The sequence below is a fragment of the Pseudomonas fitomaticsae genome (assembly GCF_021018765.1).
Classification (GTDB): domain Bacteria; phylum Pseudomonadota; class Gammaproteobacteria; order Pseudomonadales; family Pseudomonadaceae; genus Aquipseudomonas; species Aquipseudomonas fitomaticsae.
Genome location: NZ_CP075567.1, coordinates 764,858 through 781,598, shown reverse-complemented (window position 1 = coordinate 781,598; position 16,741 = coordinate 764,858). Strand labels below are relative to the sequence as shown.

Sequence of the window (16,741 nt, the reverse complement as noted above, 5' to 3'; positions counted from 1 at the left end):
GCGGCGGAGTTTATCGGCTTTTGCCGCCGATCGCCCGCAGGTGTATGGCAAATCGCTCCGCCAGCCAGCGGGCGGCCGGCCCCAGCGGTTCGTCGCGGCGCCAGACCAGCTCCACCACCAGTGCCGGCGGTGTCCATTCGCTGTCGAGTTCCACCATCAGGCCCTGATAGGCCGAGTACTGCACCACGTGGCGCGGCAGCCAGGCCCAGCCGAGGTCACGCACCAGCCATTCGGCCATCACGTAGAAGCTGTCGGCGCGCCAGACCTGCGGACTGGCAGGTTCACTGCCGGGGTAGACGCTGGTCTGAGTCGACATCAGCAGTTGCCGATGCTGAGCAAGCTGCTGGCAGTTGACCCGTGGCTGCGCTGCAAGCGGGTGATTGACGCCACAGACCGTGACCATTTCCACACTGCCCAGCACCCGGCGCTCCAGCGCTTCGGGGATTTCGTCGTGATAGAACAGCAACCCGAGATCGGCCCGGCGCTCCACCAGTTTGCGTGAAACCTCGCCCTGGGCGGCGCTGGTCAACTGGACTTCAAGACTGGGAAACTGCTCGGCCAGTGCGCCGAAGCTTTCCACCAGGGCCTGATAGGGCATCGCCTCGTCCTGGGCCACCCGCAGTTGCGCTTCCTGCCCGCGCATCATGGCCACGGCCCGACCGTTCAGGCGCTCGCACTGGCGCAGCACTTCTCGCGCCTCTTCAAGCAACGCTTCGCCTGCTTCGGTAAGACTCGGCTGGCGTCCGCTGCTACGCTCGAACAGACTGACACCGAGGTCGTCTTCCAGCATGGCAATCGCGCTGCTGATCGCCGACTGCGCCTTGCGTTGCTGCCGCGCAACGGCGGAAAACGAACGCTGTTCGGCCACCGCGACGAACACCCGCAACTGCTCCAGATTCCACTGCATGCTCATCGGCCAACCCATCTTGTAAACAGATAGGTAATGACTTTACCCCATCTGGAGAGTCACTAGAATGCCGCCTCAGAAAGCAACGCTTCACACGAGGATTTGAACATGAACGCTTACGTCTACCTGGCCATCGCCATCTGTGCCGAAGTGATCGCGACCGTTTCGATGAAAGCCGTCAAAGGTTTCAGCACGCCTTTGCCACTGGTACTGGTCATCGTCGGCTACGCCATTGCGTTCTGGATGCTGACCCTGGTGGTACGCAGCGTGCCGGTGGGCGTGGCCTACGCGGTGTGGGCCGGCATGGGCATCGTGATGGTCAGCGTCGCGGCGCTGTTCATCTATGGGCAGAAACTGGATATCCCGGCGATGCTCGGGATGGCGCTGATCGTGCTCGGCGTGGTGGTGATTCAGCTGTTCTCGAAAACCGCCGGCCATTGATTCCGACATGAGCCCTTGCAGGCACTCGCTCCTGTAAGGGCTCAAGCATTCCCTCTGTTGATCAGCAACAAATCCCCTTTTCCCCGAGTCTGTATACTGCGCCCTCGTCTTGAACACTGAGGTCGTTGCATGCCATCTCCAATTTCCACCGACGTGCTGATTGTCGGCGCGGGTGTCGCCGGTCTCTGGCTGAACGCGCGCCTGCGTCGCCAGGGTTTCTCGACCGTACTGGTGGAAAGCGCCAGCCTCGGCGGCGGGCAGAGCGTGAAGTCCCAGGGCATCATCCACGGCGGCGCCAAGTACGCGCTGCACGGTGCGCTGACCGGCGCCTCGGAAGCCATCGCCGACATGCCGCGTCGCTGGCGTGAAGCCCTGGCCGGTAACGGCGAACTGGATCTGACCGGCGTGCGCCTGCTGTCCGAGGCCCATTACCTGTGGTCGCCGGGCACCCTGGCCGGCAACCTCACCAGCTTCTTCGCCAGCAAAGCGGTGCGTGGTCGGGTCGATCAGGTCAAGGGCGATCAACTGCCGCCGGCCCTGCAAGACAAACGCTTCAAGGGCAAGGTCTACCGTCTCGCCGAACTGGTGATCGACGTGCCGAGCCTGATCCAGCGCCTGGCCGACCTGTCGGGCGACGGTCTGCTCGCCGGCCAGACCATCGAGCCGTTGCTGGAAAGTGGCGTGCTGGTTGGCCTGAAAGTCGATGGCCGCGAGATCCGCGCCCAGCGCATCGTGCTCAGTGCCGGTGCCGGTACTGCCGATCTGCTGACTGCTTTGGGCCTGACTCATCCGGCCATGCAACGCCGACCGCTGCACATGATCATCGCCAAGGGGCCGGGCCTGAAGCCGCTGTACGCGCACTGCCTCGGTGGCGGCACCAAACCGCGCATTACCGTGACCACTCACCCGGCCGCCGACGGTCAGTGGGTCTGGTATCTGGGCGGCGACATTGCCGAGTCCGAAGGCGTGGCCCGTGAGCCGGCCGAACAGATCGCCACCGCTAAAAAAGAACTTGGCCAGTTGTTGCCATGGATCGACCTGAGCACCGTGCAATGGGCGACCCTGCGCGTCGATCGCGCCGAACCGCTGCAAACCGGTCTTACCCGTCCAGACAACGCCTTCCTCGCTGAAGAAGGTCGCCTGCTGGTCGGCTGGCCAACCAAACTGGCCCTGGCTCCGGATTTCGCTGACCGCGTGATCGCGTCCCTCGAACGCGACGGCATCCAGCCAAGCCGCCCTGCCCCGCTGCCAGAATTGCCAAAACCACCGATGGGCGTTCCCGCCTGGGAGCAATTGCTGCCATGAGCCTGCCGACCCTGCACGATCTGCATCGCCCGCTGGGCAGCACCGGCCTGCTGGTTTCGCCGCTGGGTTTGGGTACCGTCAAACTCGGCCGCGACCAGGGCGTGAAATACCCCAACGGCTTCCAGATCCCCGACGACGACGCCGCGCGCATGCTGCTCAAGCAGGCGCGGGAGCTGGGCATCAACCTGATTGACACCGCCCCGGCCTATGGCCGCAGCGAAGAACGCCTCGGGCCGTTGCTGCGCGGCGAGCGTAAGGACTGGGTAATCGTCAGCAAGGTCGGCGAAGAATTTGTCGACGGCCAATCGACCCACGATTTCAGCGCCGCTCACACGCGGATGTCGGTGGAGCGCAGCCTGCAACGTCTGGAAACGGATTTTATCGACCTGGTGCTGGTGCACTCCGATGGCAACGACTTGGCGATTCTCAACGACAGCGAAGTCTACGCAACCCTCGCGGCATTGAAGGCCGAGGGCAAGATTCGCGGCTTCGGCTTCTCCGGCAAAACCGTCGACGGCGGCCTCAAAGCACTGGAGCAAGGCGACTGCGCGATGGTCACCTACAATCTGAACGAACAAAACGAGAAGGCGGTCATTGACTATGCTGCTGCCCACGGCAAAGCCATTCTGGTGAAGAAAGCCTTGGCCAGCGGTCATGTGTGCCTGAGTCCCGGCGTGGATCCGGTGCGCGCCAGCTTCGAGTTGCTGTTCGCCCAACCCGGCGTGGCCAGCGCCATTGTCGGGACCATCAATCCGCTGCACCTCGCCCATAACGTTGCGACCGTTGCCCAGGTCCTTCGTGGTCACTGACGCCGCCTCGCGGCCTTAAGCAGGAGCCGACATGCCGCGTACGCTCATCAGAAAGAACCCGAGCAACTTCAAGACGCTGCCGCTGTTCGTCGAAGCCACGCCGGAAGGCCTGACCTACCAGAGCGTCGGCATGCCGCTGAATTTCGCCCAGACCCTGCAACGGCGCAAACCGGTCAGCGTGGCCGACGCCGAGCGCTTTGCGCTGGAGTTGGCCAACCTCGGCGTCTCGGTGCGTCTGACCCTGCACTGGCAGAATCGCGATTACTGGGTGCTGGTGCGCCAGCGCCGGCAGGATCGCGGCGATGTCGTGCTCAAGCTGATTTCCGGCTACGTGCCGGCCCATGAACTGAATATCCCGCTGCACACGGCGATCCAGGAGATCGCCGAAGAATGCCTGCTGGAAACCCCGGAAGGCTGGCTCGGCGGGCGCTTCAATGACACCTGGCTGCCGGCGCCGTATGCATCGGCGCTGCATTATCGCGAGGCTCTGCCCTTTCGCCTGACGCCGCTGTCCGGTTCGGCCCGGCCGGTGCGTTGCGCCAATCTGCAATTGCTCGAACGGCCGAGGGCCTATGTGCACTTGCCGACCGCGTCGCTGCAATTGATCTACGACCTGCGACTGGACGTGCCCAAGGAAGCCAAAAATCTGAGCCTGTTCCATGTCGATGAACGGCTGGAAGGCGATCAACTGGTCGCCCGGCTCGACCGCAAACGCCCCGATCTGTACTTGATGCCATTGGAAGACGGCGAACCGCTGCCCGAGCTGTACACGCTGAAGAAAGGTCAGTTGTACCCGGCGGGCACTCGCGGTCTGTACCTGGCGGAAAGTTTCGCCCGGCAGGACGGCTGGCTGGTGCGCGACGAGCGTATTCGCTGGAAGGACTGGCTGCGCCAGCAGGGTTTGACGCCGCCGCCCAAGGACACAGGGCTGGCGCGGTTGCGCGGCAAGGCGAAGCAGCTGCTGAAGAAGATCGTGCCGCGCAAGAAAGTGAATTCCTGAACGGCAAAAGACCGCGCCTGCGAGTGACTCCGGAGAGTCATCACAGGCGCGGTCTTTATGTTTGCATCACTCGGATTTGCGGATTTTTTCCACAATCGCCGTGGTCGAGCTGTTTTCCACCAGCCCCAGCACTTTAACGGTGCCGCCATAGGCTTTGACGATATCCGCGCCGACAACCTGGTCGATGCCATAGTCGCCGCCCTTCACCAGCACGTCCGGCTTGACCTCGCGCAGCAGGTTTTCCGGGGTGCCCTCAGCGAAGCTGATCACCCAGTCCACCGCGCCGAGGCCGGCGAGAACCGCCATGCGTCGATCAACGCTGTTGATCGGACGGCCCGGCCCTTTCAGGCGGCTGACCGAGGCGTCATCGTTGATCGCGACGATCAGGCGATCGCCTTGGGCCCGCGCCTGCTCGAGGTAGGTCACGTGACCGGCATGCAGGATGTCGAAGCAGCCGTTGGTGAACACGATCCGCTCGTTGTGCGCACGGGCATCGGCGACTGCCAGCAGCAGTTGCTCCAGACCCAGCACGCCACGCTCGGAACCTTCTTCACGCTGAATGGCACGACGCAGCTCCGGGGCGCTGATCGCCGCCGTACCCAACTTGCCGACCACGATACCCGCCGCCAGATTGGCCAGCGCCACCGCGTGCGGCAGTTCTTCGCCAGCGGCAATCGCAGCCGCCAGGGTGGAAATCACTGTGTCGCCGGCACCGGTCACGTCGAACACTTCACGGGCCCGGGCCGGCAGGTGCAGCGCCGGATGATCCGGACGCAGCAGGGTCATGCCGTGTTCGCCACGGGTCACCAGCAATGCGCCGAGATCCAGGTCGTGCATCAGCGTCGCGCCCTTGGTCACCAGCTCGTGCTCATCGGTGCAACCGCCGACGATGGCTTCGAACTCGCTGAGGTTCGGAGTGATCAGGCTCGCGCCACGGTAGATCGAGAAATCCTTGCCCTTCGGGTCGGCCAGCACCGGAATGCCTTTGGCACGCGCGGCCTGGATCAGCGCCTGATGGTTTTTCAGGGCACCTTTGCCGTAGTCGGACAGCACCAGCACCTTGATCCCTTCGAGCAGATCGTCGACTTGCGCGCCGAGGGCCAGTGCGTCGGTGGCGAACGGTTCTTCGAAGTCGATACGCAGCAATTGCTGGTGCCGGCTCATGACCCGCAGCTTGACGATGGTCGGCTGGTGCGCGATGCGCTGGAACATGGCCCGCACGCCCGCGCCCTTGAGGCTGTTGCTCAGGCTGTCGGCGGCTTCGTCGTCACCGGTCACACCGACCAGCGACGCCGGCGCACCCAGCGCGGCAATGTTCAAGGCAACGTTGGCGGCACCGCCCGGGCGGTCTTCGATTTGCTCGACTTTAACGACAGGAACCGGTGCCTCAGGGGAAATCCGTGAGGTACCACCATGCCAGTAACGGTCGAGCATGACATCGCCGACCACCAAGACAGGGGCTTGATCGAATCGCGGCATGGACAACTTCATGGAGCAACCCACATACAAAATGAACAGGGGCGCGATATTAACACAGGGTTGGCGAAGGCTTGTGCGGCGGCTGCAACAGGATGAAACAGCTGGCTTTTTTGCTCATTTTTTAAGCAGAAAAGCCGCCAACCGCTCGCAGGCCTCGCTCGGTTCGACCGCTTCAGTGTCGATCCGGCATTCCGCCGCCAACGGCGCCTCGTAAGGGCTGTCGATGCCAGTGAAATGCTGGATACGGCCCTGGCGCACCGCCTGATACAAACCTTTCGGATCCCGGCGCTCGCACACCGTGAGCGAAGTGCTCACATGCACTTCGATGAAGTCGCCCTCGGCAAACAGTTGCCGCGCGGCTTCCCGTTCGGCACGGAACGGTGAAATCGCCGCGACGATGACGATCAGGCCGGCATCGACCATCAGCCGGGCGACTTCGGCCATGCGTCGGATATTTTCCCGACGACAGGCGTCGTCCATGCCCAGATCCCGGCACAAGCCATTGCGCACGTTGTCGCCATCGAGCAGGAAGGTGTGCAGCCCGAACTGATGCAGGTGCAGCTCCAGCGAGTTGGCCAGGGTCGACTTGCCGGCCCCGGACAACCCGGTCAGCCACAGGCAGCGCGGCCGCTGGCCCTTGAGGCCGGCTCGGGCCTGACGAGACAACGCAAGGCTGTAGGGGCTGATGGCGGGAACTGTCGCCAGACTGTGCAGCGCCTCATTCATAACCGAGCAACTCGTAGTCGCGCTGATAGGCCCGACGCACCAGGCGACGGGTTCGCGCCGAGCAGAACTCCCGGGCCTTCAGCGGTTGACGCTGCCGGGAGCTGTTGACGTGCGGTAACTGACACACAATCCCCAAGCGGTCACAGACCTGCTTGAAATCCTGCTCCAGATGTTCCTGGTAACCGATGAAGTCCAGCGCCAGATGACCCAGTGAATCGATAAGGAAGTCGGTCTGTGCGGCAAAATGCAGTTGTCGCGAAATCGTCTCCGGGTGCAGCCAGCGTGCGACGAAGTCGTCGAAATCCCGATACTGACGAACCATCTGCTGTGCGGCGTGATCACGCCCGCTCAAGGTGTTGCCATGCAAGAAGGCATAAGCCGAATAGGCGCGCTCCAGCGGGTCGCGGACAAAGGCGAATTTGTAGGCGGCGGCATATTGCTCGGGAAATTGCTCTTCGTACCAGTACAACGGCAGGTGTCCGGGACGCCAGCCGTCGAACATCGCCGCACACAGACTGCTGCCGGCGCACTTCGGTACGTGGATAAACAGGCAGTCACGCTGTTCGAAAGCGGCGGGGAAGGCCAGATTGGCCGACATCGACTTGTTCACCACTTGCCGGTCGACCACCGACAGGCGCCCCAGCAGAAAGGCCCGCTGCGGCTTGGGCAGCAGTTTCCACAGATAGCGTTGCAACATGAGAGTACCCGCGCGACGGGGATGGCCCCCTCGATGAAAGTCAGAGTTCGTTCAGGAACCTTAACAAGCGCGGTGCCGGGTTTTATGCCGGTTTGGTCAAGAAGGGTAAAGGTCTGGATACAAATCGCCGGGCGCATTGCGCGCCCGGCGTTTTCGTGGCGGGATCAGGCGATGTCTTCGGCCGGGGCGTCGAGGCCCATGGCGTTGAGACGCGCGTAGTAACCGTTCTGCGCCAGCAGGGTATCGTGAGTACCGCGCTCGACGATCCGGCCCTGATCCATGACCAGAATCAGGTCGGCCTTCTCGATGGTCGACAGACGGTGGGCGATCACCAGCGTGGTGCGGCCCTTCATCACTTGATCCAGAGCAGCCTGGATATGCCGCTCGGATTCGGTGTCGAGGGCCGAGGTGGCCTCGTCGAGAATCAGCAACGGCGCATTCTTGAGCAAGGCCCGGGCAATCGCCAGACGCTGGCGCTGACCGCCGGAGAGCAGCACGCCGTTTTCGCCGACCTGAGTGTCCAGGCCTTCGGGCAGTTGCGAAATGAAGTCCATCGCGTAGGCATCACGCGCGGCTTTCTCGATGTCTTCACGCGGCGCCCCGGCCAGATCGCCATAGGCAATGTTGTTGGCCACGGTGTCGCTGAACAGCGTGACGTGCTGGGTCACCTGGGCAATGTGCCGGCGCAGGTTGAGCAGCTTGTATTGCTCCACTTCCACGCCGTCGATCAGGATCTCGCCCTTGTCGTGGTGATAGAAGCGCGGGATCAGGTTGGCCAGGGTCGACTTGCCGCTGCCCGAACGCCCCACCAGCGCCACCATCTGCCCCGGCTCGACCGAGAAGCTGATGTCGTCGAGCACCTGACGGTCGGTACCCGGGTAGGTGAAGCTCAGGTTGCGCACATCGAGGCGACCGCTGACCGAATCGCGCTCGACCGTGCCGGTATCGACTTCCGGTTCGACGTCCAGCTGCTCGAAAATGCTTTCGGCACCGGCCACGCCTTTCTGGATGGTCGAACTGACTTCGGACAACTGGCGGATCGGCTTGGGCAGCAGGCCGGCCAGGGTGATATAGGCCACCATGTCGCCCGCCGACGCGTCGCCGCGCAGGAACAGCACCAGGAACATCAGTACCGCCATGGCGCTGTAGATCACCAGTTGCAGCATCGGCGTGTAGATCGCGCCGGTGCGGGTCATGCGCAGTTGCTTGTCGGTGTTGCTCTGGCTGGCGTCGAGGAATCGCTTCTCCTCGTAGGTTTCGCCGCCGAAGCTGCGCACCACGCGATAGCCTTGGATGGTTTCCGACGCCACGTGGGTGACATCGCCCATGGCCAGCTGGATTTTCTTGCTCTGCTTGCGGAATTTCTTGCTCGCGGTGCGCACCATCACGGCGATCAGCGGCAGGATCGCGACCATCACCAGCGTCAGCTTCCAGTTCATGAACAGCAGGGAAGCAAACAGGAAGATCACCGTCATGCCTTCACGGATTACGACCTTGATCGCATCTGTCGCCGCCCCCGTGACCATGGTGACGTTGAAGGTGATACGCGAAATCAGGTGACCGGAGTTATGCTTGTCGAAGTAACGGTTGGGCAGGACCAGCAGGTTGTTGAACAACTGCACCCGCAGGTCATGCACCAGGCCCAGGGAAACCTTGGCCAGGAAATAGTTGCCCAGATAAGATCCCAGGCCCTGCCACGCGGCGATCAGGATGATCAGCAGCGGTACGGCCTGCAACAATTGCAGGTCGCGCAGGTAAGGCACGGTGGGAAACAGCACCGCCTCGGGATTGGACAGGCCGTCGACAAAGTACTTGAGGATGTAGCCGAGCATCGGCTGCGTCGAGGCAAAAATCAGAAAACCGACGATGCTGATCAGGAACAGACTGATGTACGGCCGGACATAGCCGAGCAGGCGGAAGTAGATTTTCAAGCTCGAAGGGCTTGCGGCGGGACTGGATTCGGTCATATCACGCGAAAGTCGATAAAAAGGACGCTGACTTTAGCACAGCTTCTTCAGGGTTCTGGCAATCGGGCAAAGGCTGTTATTGTTAGGCATCTTTTTCAGCATCAAATAGCCATCAACGAAATGGCCGATCAACTTCAGGATTGAATCTCACAGCATGCAACTTCGCGGCTTCAGCACGTCCAATCGGATTTTCGATTTCATCAGCCTGTGGATTCTCCCCGTCGGCTACTTCCTGCTTTTGTGTGCGCTGTTCTTCCTGCCGGGTCGCAGTCTTCATCACAAGCTGTTTTACGGCCTGTTCAGCATTCCCACGCTGATCGCCATCTGCCTGCGCCCCCGCGACTTCAAAGAGCTGCTGCAAGAACCGCTGATCATTGCACTGCTGCTGTTCGTCACCTGGGCGCTGCTCAGTCTCTGCTGGGGTCCGGGGGGTGAACCGATCGGCGGCATGTTCAAGCCGCCCTTGCATACGTTGCTGCTGTTTGCCGGCTGCTACCTGCTGGTGCGATACCGCAGTGACATCCTCCAGCCGCTGCTGTTCGCGGCAGCTCTGGTCGCGCTGATTGCCACCACCGGTTTCCTGCTCCAGTTTGCCCGCACCTATGAACCCGGCATGCGCCTGATCGGCGGCGGAGCCTTTGACAACCCGCTGCTCAGCTCCCACCTGTTCGGCTTTTTCTGTGCCTACTGGCTCAGCGTCAGCATGACCTGCAAGCGTCGCCAACTGCTTTGGCTCAGTCTGCCTGCAATGGCGATCATGTTCACGGCGGTGATCGGCACCGGTTCCAGAACCCCGCTGGTGGCCTTGACCGCCGCCGCCCTCTGGCTGAGCTTCATCTGCTGGAACCGGCGCTCCCTGTTGCTGCTGGGGACTCTTGCCGCCAGCGGCGCGGCGGTCATCAGCGTGTTTTCGCAAATGATCATCGAGCGGGGCGATTCCTATCGCTTCGAAATCTGGCTACTGGCCTTGAACAAGATTTCGGACCATCCGTGGATCGGCCATGGCTACAACGCCAACCTGGCCATTGATCCCGGTGTCGGATACAACTTCCAGGAACCGCACAGCTTCGTACTGGGCGTGCTCTATTACGTCGGCCTGCTGGGCCTGCTGCCCTGGTTGTTCTTTATTGCCTGGGGGCTGCTGAGCAGTTGGCGCCAGCGGGTACAGCCGCTGCTGATCATCGCCTCGACCTGGCTGGTGTTCGGCATCGGTGCAGGCCTGACCGAGGGTGGCGGCATTCTCTCGCGGCCCAAGGAGCACTGGTTCCTGCTGTGGATTCCGCTGGCGCTGATCGCCGCGCTGAGCATCAATCAGCGCGCCCGCCGCCTGCTGGACAGGCCCGTGGAAAAGCGCTCGACCTCAGACATGCAGCAACTGAGCCGTAACGCACAGGTCATCGAAGAGGATGGTCTGGGACCCAAGGTTCTGCGCCTGGAGGACGGCAGCTTTCTGAAGCTTTTCCGCCGTCGCCGCTGGTACACCTCCGGCAGCTTCAACCCTTACTCCGAGCGGTTTGCCGTCAACAGCGAACAACTGCGCATGGCAGGCATCCCGACTCCACGGACAATCGGCCTGTATCGTCTCGACGACGGCAGCAGCGCCGTACACTACGCCCCCTTGCCAGGCCACACCCTGCGCCAGGTATTGCAAGGCATCACGGCGCCTGCGGTGCGCCAGGCGCTGGTGGAACGCTTTGGCAAGTTCATGGCCCAACTGCATGAACAGGGCGTGTATTTCCGCTCGCTGCACCTGGGCAATGTGCTGGTGCTGGAGGATGGCGAGTTCGGATTGATCGACCTGGCCGATCTGCGCATCTATCCATCGCCCCTGAGCCTTTCATTGCGCCAGCGCAATTTGCGTCACATGCAGCGCTACACGGAAGACAAGCGCTGGCTGTTCGAGGATCACTTCGATGCCCTGCTCCAGGGTTACTCGGTGACGGCCTCCAGGGCAGCGGTCGACAATCTGCACCGACAGGTGCAACAGGGAGGTCGCCCGGTCCGGGCACATTGATCATGACGGATACAAACCCAGTCTATGCCGCGATAGCGTATCTGCTCGCCATCGCGACTTCGGCCCTGCTGCTGCGCTTGCTTCCCAAGGCGGCTTCGCATGTGCGGCATACCGGCGAAAGCCGCTACGGCAGCATTGACGGGTTGCGCGGTTACCTGGCTTTTGGCGTGTTCATTCATCACGCCATCATTACCTGGTTTTACCTGCGCACAGGCGTGATCGATTTTCCACCGAGCAACTTCTACTCCCAGCTAGGCCAGGCCAGCGTGGCACTGTTTTTCATGATCACCGGCTTCCTGTTCTGGAGCCGTCTGCTCAAACAGGGCCGCGACCACGACTGGCAGGCCTTTGCCGTATCACGGGTATTCAGGCTTTACCCCCTGTACCTGCCGCTGATGCTGATCGTGTTTGTCACGGTGTTCTACCTGCAAGACTGGGCGCTGAAGGACTCCGGCCCACAGCTGGTCGGACAGGTGCTGGCCTGGTTGACGTTCGACCGGCCCGATATCAATCAGTACCCCCAGAGCGGAATGCTGATTTCCAACGTGACCTGGACGCTGGCTTATGAAGTGTTTTTCTATCTGGCACTGCCGCTGCTGGGGCTGGTGTTCATCTACCGCGGACACTGGCTGCAAGTGGTGCTGTGCCTGATCGGGATCTACACCCTCTACCAGGTGGTCGGTTGGGAGCATTCGCTGAAGAAGCACTTTCTGGCGAGTTTTCTCGGGGGGATCGCAGCCGCTTACTGGGTCCGTCGACCACAACTGGCTGCATGGGGCCGGACAGGCATCGCCACGGTGATTGCCCTGCTGGCTCTGGTTCTGGTGATGACGCTGTACAAACGCGCTTTCAACCTGATGCCGTTATTGCTGCTGACGGTGTTTTTCGTGATCGTCGCATCGGGCAACCCGCTGTTTGGCGCCCTGCGCCTGCGCAGTGTCCGATGGCTGGGAGAAGTCAGTTACAGCACGTATCTGCTGCATGGTTACGTGCTCTGGATAATGGCGCAGCAACTGCCGCATCTGGTCCCCTTCAACCCGCAGAATCCGATGCTCTATCTGTTGTTGATGGCCGTGTGCAGTTGCCTGCTGATCGTCATCGCCAGCCTGACCTTTCTGTACATCGAAAAACCGGGCATCGACGCGGGCAGGAAATTCCTGCAGTGGTTACGCCAAAACCGGCAAAACCCGAAGAAGCTGGCCGAGAAAGCCGTTCAGGAACGCTGAGCGGCTACGTCGACCGACGCTGGCGGGCGTAATTCAGGAAGGCTTCGATGTCACTGCTGCACAGCGTATCGACCAGCCCCCGCAGCTCGGCTTCCGACCAGTCCCACCAGGCGCTCTGCAACAGCTGCTGGCGCTGTTCTTCGGGAAACCGCCAACGCAGGAACTTCGCCGGATTGCCGCCCATGACCGCATAGGGTTCGACATCCCGCGTGACCAGTGCACCGGCCGCGATGATCGCACCGCTCCCGATGGTCACGCCCGAAAGGATCGTGCAGTCGGAGCACAGCCAGACATCGTTGCCGATCGTCACATCCCCATGGGTGCCGCTGTATTCACCGATGTGCGCCGCCTCCGGCAACATCGCCGGAAACGGAAACGTGGTCACCCAGTCGGCTCGATGATGCCCCCCGAGAAAAATCTGCACGCCTTCGGCAATCGAACAGTAGGCACCGATCTTCAGCGTCGAGCCTTCCTTCCAGTCATGAACGATCGGCAGACCATAACTGCCCCGGCCAAAGGCATAGTCAGGGTAAGCCTGCGCGAACCGCGCCGCGCCGCGTTCGATCTTCGGCAACTTGCGAATCGCCCGTTTGGCGCGTCGTTCGCGCCAGCGCTGAAGCCAGCCCATGGCTCAGTCCTTTTCCAGCGGCGAAAACAGCAACCGGCCCAGCCCGCGCCAGGTTTTCTTGTTCCAGGCCTTGAGCGGAATCTGCGCCAGTAGCTCCCGCGCCAGTTTGCGGTCACGGTTGGCGGTTTTCAGGAACATCGAATTGAGCGACTTGTAACGCACTTCGTCGTACAGCGGATGATCGCTGAACAACGCGTAGGTGCGCAGAATGTTCTCGATCATGAAACGGTGATTCTTGTAGGAGTTGGTAGCGTGTTTGCGATAGCGCGCCATCACCACGTTCAGGCCGTCGATGAAATACCCGGCGCGGGTGACTTTCAGCTCGATGTACAGATCTTCGAGACGAATCGTCGGGTCGAACCCGCCCACCTTGTCCAGTGCCTCGCGGCGAATCATCAGGGTCGGTGCCGGCGGATACGGCTTGCGCTCCAGAAACATGTCATCGAAATCCAGGCGACGGAACGGCACATCGCGGCGCTGACGCTTTTCCGGGTAGAGGTTGCCGTCGGCGTCCATCAACTCGATGTTGCCGGCGCAGATACCCACTTCCGGCTTGCCGTCCATGTAGGCGACCTGGGTGGCGATCCGGTCCGGGTACATGATGTCGTCGGAGCCGAACGGTACGATCAGGCTGCCTTTGGCCCGAGCGATCGCACCATTTAGCGTATTGGTCAGTCCCTGGTTCTGCTGCACCCGGAAATCGAAGCCGTGTTTTTCCTGCAAGGCCTGGATGCGCGCGACGCTGTCATCCTTCGAGCCGTCGTCAACCACCAGCAGCTCGATGTTCTGGTAACTCTGGTTGATGACACTGAGGATGCTTTCCTCGATGTACGGCCCGTGGTTATAGGACGCGATGATGACGGTGACGAGGGGTTGCTCACCGCTCAGGGCTGCGGGCTCGCTCAGGGCTCTTTCTTCGCTCATGGCTCTTTCTTCGCTCATGGCTGTTCCTTGCGGGCCTGCTCCAGGCCGGAGTCGATCAGGTTCAGGTATTCCTGGCGGAAGACCTCGATGTCGTGCTGCTCCTGCAAATAGCGGTAGGCCTGCTCGCCCTTGGCCTTGAGCTCGTCATCCGACAGCGCGAGGTAGGTGTCCAGCGCCTCGAACAGGCTTGGCACGTCCTTGGGCGTGATCGACAAGCCACCGGCACCTTCGATCAGCGGCAACATGGCCGGCACGTTCGAGGCGATCACCGGCAGATGCCCGCTCATGCCTTCCAGCAAGGCCAGGCCCAGGCCTTCGGCCAGCGACGGCATGGTCCAGATGTCGAACGCGCGCACGTATTGCAGGGCGTTTTCCTTGAAACCCAGCAGGTGCGCCCGGCCGCTCAGGCCCAACTGTTCGATCTCGGCGGCCAGCGGCGCCTGCAGGCGTCCGGCACCGATGATGGCCAGCTGGGTGTTCGGGTATTTGTCTTTCAGTTGGGCGAATGCCTGCAACAGATAAGTGTGGCCCTTGACCGACACCAGCCGCCCCAGCGCACCGATCAGCCGCACATTCGGGTCGATGCCCAGCAATTCGCGCGCGCGTTCGCGGCTGTGTTGCAAACCTTCGGCCTGTTCGATGTCGATGGCGTTGGTGATCGCGTACGTGTTCTGGTCGGTAAAACCGCAATCGCAGTCCAGCAGATACTGTTTGACCGCCGGCGACACGCCGACGAAGCGCCAGTGTCGGTCGATCAGGCGTTGAGTCTGGCGACGACGGTAGAAGCGGTCGTACTCGCCGAAACCGTGGGAAATGCCGATGCACAGTGGCACTTTCAACCAGCGGTTGAGCGTCAGCATCATGTTCACCGGTTTGAAACGGTTGCAGATCACCACGTCGAACTTTTCCCGGCGGCAGAACTTGTACAGCTGCCACATCGCCCGCAGGCGCATGCCCTTGAGGGATTTGTCGGAAAACTCGAAATACACCGAACGGTCGGCACGGCTGACGGCCTCACCCGGCCCTGGCTTGCCACGCAGGAAGGCTGCAGTCACTTCGTAACGATCGGTCGGCAGCGCCTTGACGATCTGTTCGGCGAGATCGGCGAAATCATGGGATTTGACGTTGTAGTCGGGCTGCAGCTGCAGAACCTTTGCGCGTTGACTCATGACTCTCCCCGTTGCGAACCCGTCGCGCCTGTTTCGCTCTGCTTCAGCACCCAGAACAGCTCCTGGCGCCTGACCGCTTTTCTGAAAAATTCGTTCTCGCCGTAGACCGACCGCATCCGACCGGCCAGCAGTCGCTGAAACAGTCGGCGCAGGCGGCGCTTGAACGGCGCCGGTGGCTGCAGGTCATGCATCATGCCCAGCGCCATGGCCTTGTCCCGTTGCAATTCGATCGACAGCGGCAGGCACAGCGGCTGCATCACGAGAGTCGCATCGAACGTCGGCGGCAGCGCAATGCCCTGCCCGCTGTCGCCCATCGGCCAGCGGTCGTTGTCGTGCAAGTGGTTGGCATAGCCGAGCAGGACCGGTTGCCAGTCGAGGCCGCGCAAGGCTTCCAGCACCGCCTCTTGGGCGCAGATATGGTCGGGATGCGGATCCAGCGACGGATGCGGCAGCACGATCACATCCGGGCGCGCACGGGACAGCACGTCACGCAGGTCGGCCAGCAGATTGTTCCAGGTCGGCGCGCCGTCGGCATCGCCGGGCAAGGCAAACGGATTCAGCTGACGGAACAGCCGCGTGTCGCTCAGATCTGCTTCCCGCGAACCCACTGGCTGATTCGGCGCAGCCTGCATCGCCGCCAGTTGCAGGCAGAAATACCCGAGCTGTACGCAATGTTCCTGCGGCACGCCGGCCCAGCGCGGCACGGCAAGGCTGTCCCAGGCACGCAGACGACCCTTGAGCCGTGCCGCCTCGACCTTGTTCAAGCCCATCTGTTGATAGTGTTCAGCTTCGATCTCGCCGGCGGTCAGGGTCACGATCCAGGCTTCTTTGGCCTGGCTGTACAGACCGTAGGCGGCCAGTTCGGCATCGTCGGCGTGCGGCGCGATGACCATCACCCGCTGCTGGCGGTAGTCCGGCTGTTCCAGCGCCCACAGCACCGGCTCGCCGGACACCCGGCAAAAGCGCCCGCGCAGACGCAGCAGACCTTGCGACAAGGCTTGTGCCTGACCGCTGAGATTCAGATAACGCAGGCCGTTGACGCCACGTTCGAACGTCTGCACATCGGGATGGGTGCCGCCGACCAACTCGACCCGAGGATCGAAGAAGCGTCCCAGAAAGCTGCTTTTGACCTTCAGGGCGAGGATCAGCGTGGCATCCTCCACCAGCATCACGCCCTCGTCGAGGCGCAATTGCTCACCGTTCAGATGCACTTTTGGCTGTGGTGTGAATGGCGCAAAGCTGTATTGGTAATCGTCTTTCGGCGAATAGAACAAATGATCGGCGAACCACGCTTCGTGAGCGATCCAGCCAACCACTGCCAGTACCAGCGGCAACCACCAGGCCACCAGTACGCCGAGGGCGACCAACACGATCAGCGCGATCAACAGGCTGATACGCTTATTGCGCCGGTGGCGCTTGAGCAGTTGCTGTTTGCGGCTCATGGGCTGA

The 16,741-nt window shown here is 61.9% G+C and carries 15 protein-coding genes; 6 read left to right on the top strand and 9 right to left on the bottom strand.

Annotated features, from left to right (window positions below; genetic code table 11):
- Positions 1 to 10: 10 nt before the first annotated feature.
- The gene (locus tag KJY40_RS03450) at positions 11 to 913 is read right to left on the bottom strand and encodes a LysR family transcriptional regulator (protein ID WP_230735012.1); all 903 of its coding nucleotides are present in this window, start codon (positions 911 to 913) and stop codon (positions 11 to 13) included.
- A 102-nt stretch (positions 914 to 1,015) separates the two neighbouring features.
- Here KJY40_RS03450 and KJY40_RS03445 point away from each other — a divergent pair, with 102 nt between their 5' ends.
- From KJY40_RS03445 to KJY40_RS03430, 4 genes are all read left to right on the top strand, one after another.
- Positions 1,016 to 1,348 (top strand): DMT family transporter, encoded by a 333-nt coding sequence (locus KJY40_RS03445; protein ID WP_007952237.1) that lies wholly within the window; start codon positions 1,016 to 1,018, stop codon positions 1,346 to 1,348.
- A gap of 129 nt (positions 1,349 to 1,477) precedes the next feature.
- Positions 1,478 to 2,653, top strand: a complete 1,176-nt coding sequence (locus tag KJY40_RS03440; protein ID WP_230735010.1) for an NAD(P)/FAD-dependent oxidoreductase — start codon at positions 1,478 to 1,480, stop codon at positions 2,651 to 2,653.
- Complete coding sequence (locus tag KJY40_RS03435) at positions 2,650 to 3,462, top strand: aldo/keto reductase (protein WP_230735009.1); 813 nt, start codon at positions 2,650 to 2,652, stop codon at positions 3,460 to 3,462. The genes KJY40_RS03440 and KJY40_RS03435 overlap by 4 nt, the downstream gene beginning before the upstream one ends.
- Positions 3,463 to 3,493: 31 nt before the next feature.
- Positions 3,494 to 4,462, top strand: a complete 969-nt coding sequence (locus KJY40_RS03430; RefSeq protein WP_230735007.1) for a metal ABC transporter ATPase — start codon at positions 3,494 to 3,496, stop codon at positions 4,460 to 4,462.
- A gap of 66 nt (positions 4,463 to 4,528) precedes the next feature.
- Here the strand turns inward: KJY40_RS03430 and hldE are convergent, their stop codons facing one another.
- The 4 genes from hldE to msbA form a co-directional block, all read right to left on the bottom strand.
- On the bottom strand, positions 4,529 to 5,953 hold the full coding sequence (gene hldE, locus KJY40_RS03425; protein ID WP_230735005.1) for a bifunctional D-glycero-beta-D-manno-heptose-7-phosphate kinase/D-glycero-beta-D-manno-heptose 1-phosphate adenylyltransferase HldE: 1,425 nt from the start codon (positions 5,951 to 5,953) through the stop codon (positions 4,529 to 4,531).
- A 102-nt stretch (positions 5,954 to 6,055) separates the two neighbouring features.
- Entirely contained in the window at positions 6,056 to 6,667 is a 612-nt protein-coding gene (gene cysC / locus KJY40_RS03420) for an adenylyl-sulfate kinase (RefSeq protein ID WP_230735003.1), read from the bottom strand.
- A complete protein-coding gene (locus KJY40_RS03415) occupies positions 6,660 to 7,364 on the bottom strand; it encodes a sulfotransferase family 2 domain-containing protein (RefSeq protein WP_230735001.1) in 705 nt (234 codons plus the stop codon). Before KJY40_RS03415 ends, cysC begins: the two co-directional genes overlap by 8 nt.
- Positions 7,365 to 7,528: 164 nt before the next feature.
- Entirely contained in the window at positions 7,529 to 9,331 is a 1,803-nt protein-coding gene (msbA, locus tag KJY40_RS03410; protein ID WP_230735000.1) for a lipid A export permease/ATP-binding protein MsbA, read from the bottom strand.
- Positions 9,332 to 9,485: 154 nt separating this feature from the next.
- Between msbA and KJY40_RS03405 the strand changes: the two genes are divergently transcribed.
- The gene (locus KJY40_RS03405; protein WP_230734998.1) at positions 9,486 to 11,345 is read left to right on the top strand and encodes a bifunctional O-antigen ligase/aminoglycoside phosphotransferase family protein; all 1,860 of its coding nucleotides are present in this window, start codon (positions 9,486 to 9,488) and stop codon (positions 11,343 to 11,345) included.
- Between the two features lie 2 nt (positions 11,346 to 11,347).
- Complete coding sequence (locus KJY40_RS03400) at positions 11,348 to 12,571, top strand: acyltransferase family protein (RefSeq protein ID WP_230734996.1); 1,224 nt, start codon at positions 11,348 to 11,350, stop codon at positions 12,569 to 12,571.
- A 4-nt stretch (positions 12,572 to 12,575) separates the two neighbouring features.
- On the opposite strand, the gene KJY40_RS03395 is transcribed toward KJY40_RS03400, so the two are convergent.
- Genes KJY40_RS03395 through KJY40_RS03380 form a run of 4 tightly spaced genes read right to left on the bottom strand, consistent with a single transcriptional unit; the run spans position 12,576 to position 16,734 of the window.
- Complete coding sequence (locus KJY40_RS03395; RefSeq protein ID WP_230734994.1) at positions 12,576 to 13,199, bottom strand: CatB-related O-acetyltransferase; 624 nt, start codon at positions 13,197 to 13,199, stop codon at positions 12,576 to 12,578.
- A gap of 3 nt (positions 13,200 to 13,202) precedes the next feature.
- Positions 13,203 to 14,123 carry a glycosyltransferase gene (locus tag KJY40_RS03390; RefSeq protein ID WP_230737650.1) on the bottom strand — a complete coding sequence of 307 codons (921 nt, stop codon included), beginning with the start codon at positions 14,121 to 14,123 and terminating at the stop codon, positions 13,203 to 13,205.
- Between the two features lie 14 nt (positions 14,124 to 14,137).
- A complete protein-coding gene (locus KJY40_RS03385; RefSeq protein ID WP_230734992.1) occupies positions 14,138 to 15,292 on the bottom strand; it encodes a glycosyltransferase family 4 protein in 1,155 nt (384 codons plus the stop codon).
- Positions 15,289 to 16,734, bottom strand: coding sequence for a PIG-L family deacetylase (locus KJY40_RS03380; RefSeq protein ID WP_230734990.1), 1,446 nt, complete (start codon positions 16,732 to 16,734; stop codon positions 15,289 to 15,291). Before KJY40_RS03380 ends, KJY40_RS03385 begins: the two co-directional genes overlap by 4 nt.
- Positions 16,735 to 16,741: the final 7 nt, after the last annotated feature.